Raw genomic sequence first — 6,097 nt, 5'->3', positions numbered from 1 at the left:
CGCCCCTACATCGTCGTTACCAATCCCACTTGCCCCTAAACCCTGCCCGATGCGCCGGTACCTTAACTACTTTCTGAGCGGTTTCCTGATTGTGGCCCCCATCGGGCTCACGGCGTACATTCTGTTCGCGTTGCTGCGCTGGCTCGATGATCTGTTTGCGGGCCTGAGCTTCGATATACCCGGGCTGGGATTGGTGGTAGCCGTACTGCTGATTACGGCCGTAGGCTTCGTGGCTAAATCGTTTCTGGTGCGGCCTTTCCTTATTATTACCGAGCGGGTGCTGCACCGCACGCCGCTGGTCAGCATCATCTATTCGAGCCTGAAGGATTTGTTCGACGCCTTTGTGGGCGACAACCAGAAGTTCAACCGTCCGGTGCTGGTGCGCCTCAACAGCGCCGACCAGGTGTTCAAGATGGGCTTCGTCACCCAGCCCAGCATGGCCGCCATCACCCGCGACGACCTGCTGGCCGTGTACTTCCCGCACTCCTACAACTTCTCGGGCGAGTTGGTGCTGGTGCCCATCGAAAACGTCACGTATCTGGAGCTGCCCAGCAGCGAAATCATGAAGTTCATTGTGTCCGGCGGCGTATCGCGGCTGGGGTAGCCATCTGTCATCCTGAGTGCAGTGGGGGGCCTGTGCAGAAGCTATTTCCTGTTTGAGGTTAGCTTTTGCGCAGGTTCTTCGCTGCACTCAGGATGACAGACGGTTTGACTTTGCACACCCGGTTGCAACCGCCTCAGTTGCCACTTTCTACGCTTCGGGGGCGGCCACCGACGGTTGGGCAACCGCCCATTGAGGAAATGCAGTGGAAAGATTATATTTAGTCCACTCAGCTACATAACCGCCTCCCGCTCATGGAAACCACCGACCGCGACCCCCAACTCTGGCGCCTGGCCCGCCAACGTGCCAAATTCAAGTCCGGCCTGCTCACGTACCTGCTCGTGAATGCCCTGCTGTGGGCTGTATGGGCCTTCACGGGGCGCGATGCCAGCCCTATTCCATGGCCGTTGTGGGTGTCGTTCTTCTGGGGCATCGGGCTGGTTATCCGCGGGCTGAAAGTCTATGGGAACCTGGGCTGGGCCGACAGCTCGGAGCGCGAATACGAGAAGCTCCTGCGTCAGCAGCGCGACGAACTGCGCTAACCGGCGCACGGACCAAAATGAGGCCGACTATTGGCCGGGTTGGGCAACCTTCCCGGCCGGGCGCGGGTTAGGGGTACCATGAAATCCCGTTACTTCCTGCCCCTGCTGCTGGCTCCGCTGGCCCTGAGTTCCGCCGTCACGCCCGATCCCGCGGCGGCTCCCGATGCCAACCTGAGTAAAATAAAGCTGCCGCCCGGCTTCAGCATCAGCTACTTCGCCCAGAACGTGAAGAGTGCCCGCGAGCTGGCCCTGGGCCCCGATGGCACGGTGTACGTGGGCACCAAAACCGACAAGGTGTACGCCCTGCCCGACCGTAACAAAGACGGCCGCGCCGACGAAGTACTTACCCTGGCCACCGGCCTGAACGCGCCCAACGGCGTGGCCGTGCGCAACGGTAGCCTCTACGTGGCCGAAATCAACCGCATCCTGCGCTACGACAACGTGGGCGCTAAGCTCAAGCAGCCGCCTAAGCCGGTCGTAGTCAGCACTGCCCTGCCTGATAAGGAGTGGCACGGCTACCGCTACATTGCCTTCGGGCCCGATGGCAAGCTGTATGTGCCGGTGGGGGCGCCCTGCAACAGTTGCCTGCCCGAAGCACCAATCTACGCCACCATCAACCGCATGAACCCCGACGGCTCGGGCCTCGAAACCTTCGCCTACGGCGTGCGCAACACCGTCGGCTTCGATTGGAGCCCTCGGGATAAGGCGCTTTGGTTTACCGACAACGGCCGCGACAAGCTCGGCGACAACACCCCGGCCGACGAGCTGAACCGGGCCACCAAGCCCGGCCAGCACTTCGGCTTCCCCTACTTCTTCGCCGGCGACGTGCCCGACCCCGAATTTGGCAAAGGCAAATCGGCGGCTACGTACGTGAAGCCGGCCTGGAAGCTGGGGCCGCACGTGGCGGCGCTGGGCATGAAGTTTTACACCGGCAAGCAATTTCCGGGTAAGTATCAGAACCAAATTCTGATTCCGGAACACGGCTCCTGGAACCGGAGCAGCAAAATCGGCTACCGCATCACCCTGGTTACGCTCGATGCTGCCGGCCAGCAGGCCACCAGCTACCAAACCTTCGCCGAAGGCTGGTTGCAGGGCCAGAAGCCCTGGGGCCGCCCCGTAGCCCTGCTGGTAATGCCCGACGGCTCGCTCCTGGTGAGCGACGACCAAAATGATGCCGTGTACCGCATCAGCTACAAGGGGTAATTGTAAAATCAAAAGTTGGGAAGAACGATGTAGGGGCGGGGCTTGTCCCCGCCCGCCGGTAAACAGTATTATTGAACGGCGGATAAAGGCCCACAACGCCTCGTTTCGGCGGCGGGCGGGGACAAACCCCGCCCCTACATCGTTCTTCCCAACTTTTGGCTTAGTATTTTGCCCCCCATGAAAAAGCAACGTGAACCCAAGCGCACGGTAGGGCGGCGGGAGCTGGTTGATTTTCCGGCGCTGCAGCTCTGGGGCGTGGAGGCCAAGGTGGATACCGGCGCCTACACCGGGGCATTGCATTGCTCCAACATCCACCAGGAAACCGATGCGCAGGGCGTCACGCGCCTGCATGTGCAGCTGCTCGACCCCTCACATCCGCATTTCGATGGCTCGCCCATGATCTTCGACACGTTTAGCATGCGCGACATTCGCAGCTCCAACGGCGAAGTGCAGCAGCGCTACGTAATCGAGGCCGTTATCCGGCTATTCGGGCAGGATTTCAACACCGAATTCTCGCTCTCCGACCGTTCCGATATGAAATATCCCGTTCTTGTGGGCCGGGTGCTGCTGCGCCAGGCCCGGTTGGTGGTCGATGTAGCCCGGCGCAACGTATCGTACAAGTTATTAGCGCTTGGTGCCTAGCTGCTTGTGCCCGCCGGATGGTTGGTAAAGCGTAATTCGCGCAACTCTCCGCAGGCGTTCAGCTACGCCCTCAACACCCCTTTCGCCTTTACAGTCTGCACCCCAATGAAAGTAGCGATTCTATCGCGTGAGCCAACGCTCTATTCGACCCGCCGGCTGGTGGAAGCTGCCGAGCAGCGCGGCCACGAACCCGTAGTGATTGACCACCTGCACTGCAACCTGGTACTCGAAAAAGGCCAGCCCGGCATTATCTACCAAGGTCAGCGGCTGGAAGGTATTGATGCCATTATCCCGCGTATCGGGGCCTCGGTTACGTTTTACGGCTGCGCCGTGGTGCGCCAGTTCGAGATGATGAAGGTGCGCACGGCCATCGACAGCCAGTCGATTGTGCGCAGCCGCGACAAGCTGCGTTCGATGCAGATCCTGAGCCGTGCCGGCGTGGGCATGCCCAAAACGGCCTTTACCAACTACTCCGACGACGTGCCGGCCATGATTGAGCAGGTAGGCGGGGCCCCGGTTATCATCAAGCTGCTCGAAGGCACCCAGGGCCTGGGCGTAGTGCTGGCCGAGTCGGCCAAGGCGGCCCAGTCGGTTATTGAGGCCTTTCATAATCTCAAGGCCCGCATTATTGTGCAGGAGTTTATTGCCGAAAGCAAGGGCGCCGATTTGCGGGCCTTTATTGTGAACGGCGAAGTGGTAGGGGCCATGAAGCGGCAGGGCAAGGAGGGCGAGTTCCGCTCGAACCTGCACCGCGGCGGCTCGGGCAAGCTCGTAAAGCTGAGCCGGGCCGAGAAGGCTGCCGCGTTGCTGGCGGCCAAGTCGCTGGGCCTGGGTATTGCGGGCGTTGATATGCTGCAGAGTACGCGCGGCCCGCTGGTGCTGGAGGTGAACTCCTCGCCTGGCCTCGAAGGCATCGAGCGCGCTACGGGTCTCGATATTGCCGGCAAAGTCATCGAATACACCGAGCAGCTGACCCAGAAGAAGAAGTCGGCCGACGCGAAGAAAGCGTAAGCAGAGGGGGAAGTTCGCCTGTCATCCTGAGTTTGCGAAGGACCTTATCTCATGAAGACGACCAGTTCCTAAGACAGTCCTCACAGGATAAGCTCCTTCGCAAACTCAGGATGACAGGTGTGCTTCTGTTCTCGTTGCCTGCTCTCCACCTCGTTACCTTCCCACACCATGCCGCAACCCGCCCCCGACCAGCTTCTCCTGAACGGCCTGACCATTGGGCCGGGCGAGCGGGTGCTTACCCGGCTCGTGATTTCGCGGCTGCCTTCGGGAACGGTGATTGACATTCCGGTACATGTGTTCCGGGCCGTGGAGCCGGGCCCCACGGTGCTGCTGATGGCCGGCATGCACGGCGACGAGGTGAACGGCATTGAAACCATTCGCCGCCTGATTCGGCGCGAATTGCTGCAGCCGTTGCGGGGCACCATCATTGCCATTCCCATCCTCAACATCTACGGCTTCCTCAATTTTTCGCGCGAGGTGCCCGATGGCAAGGATGTGAACCGCAGCTTCCCCGGCAACCCGCGCGGCTCGCTGGCCAGCCGCGTGGCCCACCGCTTCATGCGCGAAATCATGCCGCTCATCGATTACGGCATCGATTTCCATACCGGTGGCGCCACCCGGGCCAACACGCCGCAAATCCGCTGCCTGCTGCACGAAGACGCCGAAACCGACGCGCTGGCCGCCGCTTTTGCTGCTCCCTTCACGCTGCACGCCGGCCTGCGCCCCGGCTCGCTGCGCGAAACGGCCATGCAGGAGGGCCGCCGCATTATCGTGTACGAAACCGGCGAGTCGATGCGGCTGGATGAGCCGGGCATCGACCTGGGCATTGCCGGTACGCTGCGGGTGCTACACCATCTGGGCATGGTGGCCGAGGCTCCGGCGCCAGCCCACCCAACGGTGGTGTGCCTGCGCTCTACCTGGCTGCGGGCCCGCTATGCCGGCATTTTCCGTAGCCTAGTGCAGCTGGGCCAGCATGTAGAGGAGGGGCAGGCGTACGGTTCAGTGGCCGACCCTTACGGCGAGCGGTCGGTGCGGTTGGAGTCGCCGGTAACGGGCTACATCATCGGCCTCAACCACATGCCCGTCGTGAACCAGGGCGATGCGCTGGTACACGTAGCCCGCCTGGATGCCGCCCCCAGCCGCGCCGACCTGGTAGTGCCCTTTGATGAAAAGCCCATCAAGCGCACCGAAGAAGACGTGCACGAGGTAGACCGGGCCGACGACCCCAGCACGCTGCCTGACGACGACGGGCACGGCGACGAAGTGTGGTAGGCGCGGGCGCACCGATTCGCCTATTCGCCTATTCCCTGTACTTTTGCCCGGCTGCCCTTCGGCGGTTTTTTGCTTCTTCTTGTTTTCTGAATGAAAAATTCCACTCAACTGATTGTAAATGCGCTGCTGGTTGTGGCCGTGGCCGTACTGTTTTACCTGCATTTCGCCAGCGGTAAGCCGGCCAAACCGGCCACCGCGCCCGCGCCCATAGCCGCAGCCCCTACCGATACCACCACCGCCGAGCCTGAGGAGCCCGAAGTACCCCTTACCCCGGCCGTATTGGCCGATACCAACAAGGTGGCCTACGTAGAAACCAACCGGCTGCTGGAAGAATATCAGGGCATGAAAGACGCCAGCAAGCGGCTCGAAGCCAAAGTCCGCGGCTGGGAAGCCCAGAATAAAAAGCTGGTAACCAGCTTCCAGACGGCCGTGCAGCAGTACCAGCAGAAGGCCGAGAGCATGAGCGCCGAGCAGCGTGCCGCCACCGAGCAGCAACTGCAGGCCCAGCAGATGAAGGTGGGCCAGGAGCAGGAGCGCCTACAGGGCCAGGCCCAGCAGGAGCAGGCCAAGCTGAACGACCAGGTGATGAGCCGCGTGAACAAGCAGATTGAGAAGTACGGCAAGGCTAACGGCTACCGCCTGATTCTGGCTACCGGCGCCGGCAACATTGCCTACGGCCGCAAAGACCTTGATATTACCACGCCGGTGCTCAAGTACCTCAACAAGGAGTACGCGGGCAAAAAGTAGCCATACAGCCACCCCATCCCAAAACGCCCAACGGCCCGACTTAGTAAGTCGGGCCGTTGGGCGTTTTGGGATGATAAGC

At 61.4% G+C, this 6,097-nt stretch carries 7 protein-coding genes; all 7 read left to right on the top strand.

Translation table 11 applies throughout. The features are described from left to right. Positions 1-49 precede the first annotated feature (49 nt). The 7 genes from J7E24_RS13110 to J7E24_RS13080 all read left to right on the top strand — a co-directional run bounded on the left by J7E24_RS13110 (position 50) and on the right by J7E24_RS13080 (position 6,018). Positions 50-604 (top strand): DUF502 domain-containing protein, encoded by a 555-nt coding sequence (locus tag J7E24_RS13110; protein WP_215138610.1) that lies wholly within the window; start codon positions 50-52, stop codon positions 602-604. Between the two features lie 251 nt (positions 605-855). Further along, positions 856-1,143 (top strand): 2TM domain-containing protein, encoded by a 288-nt coding sequence (locus tag J7E24_RS13105; protein ID WP_215138609.1) that lies wholly within the window; start codon positions 856-858, stop codon positions 1,141-1,143. A 78-nt stretch (positions 1,144-1,221) separates the two neighbouring features. Then, on the top strand, positions 1,222-2,346 hold the full coding sequence (locus J7E24_RS13100) for a PQQ-dependent sugar dehydrogenase (RefSeq protein WP_215138608.1): 1,125 nt from the start codon (positions 1,222-1,224) through the stop codon (positions 2,344-2,346). A gap of 177 nt (positions 2,347-2,523) precedes the next feature. Continuing rightward, positions 2,524-2,988: an ATP-dependent zinc protease gene (locus J7E24_RS13095; RefSeq protein ID WP_215138607.1), complete on the top strand. Its 465-nt coding sequence runs from the start codon at positions 2,524-2,526 to the stop codon at positions 2,986-2,988. Between the two features lie 105 nt (positions 2,989-3,093). Continuing rightward, positions 3,094-3,999 (top strand): 30S ribosomal protein S6--L-glutamate ligase, encoded by a 906-nt coding sequence (gene rimK, locus J7E24_RS13090; protein WP_215138606.1) that lies wholly within the window; start codon positions 3,094-3,096, stop codon positions 3,997-3,999. A 168-nt stretch (positions 4,000-4,167) separates the two neighbouring features. After that, positions 4,168-5,271: a succinylglutamate desuccinylase/aspartoacylase family protein gene (locus J7E24_RS13085; protein WP_215138605.1), complete on the top strand. Its 1,104-nt coding sequence runs from the start codon at positions 4,168-4,170 to the stop codon at positions 5,269-5,271. Positions 5,272-5,361: 90 nt separating this feature from the next. After that, positions 5,362-6,018, top strand: coding sequence for an OmpH family outer membrane protein (locus J7E24_RS13080; protein ID WP_215138604.1), 657 nt, complete (start codon positions 5,362-5,364; stop codon positions 6,016-6,018). The last annotated feature ends 79 nt before the right edge of the window (positions 6,019-6,097 follow it).

Origin of the sequence: Hymenobacter sp. ISL-91, assembly GCF_018613725.1 — a bacterium.
GTDB lineage: Bacteria > Bacteroidota > Bacteroidia > Cytophagales > Hymenobacteraceae > Hymenobacter.
This window is presented reverse-complemented; position numbering and strand designations above follow the sequence as displayed.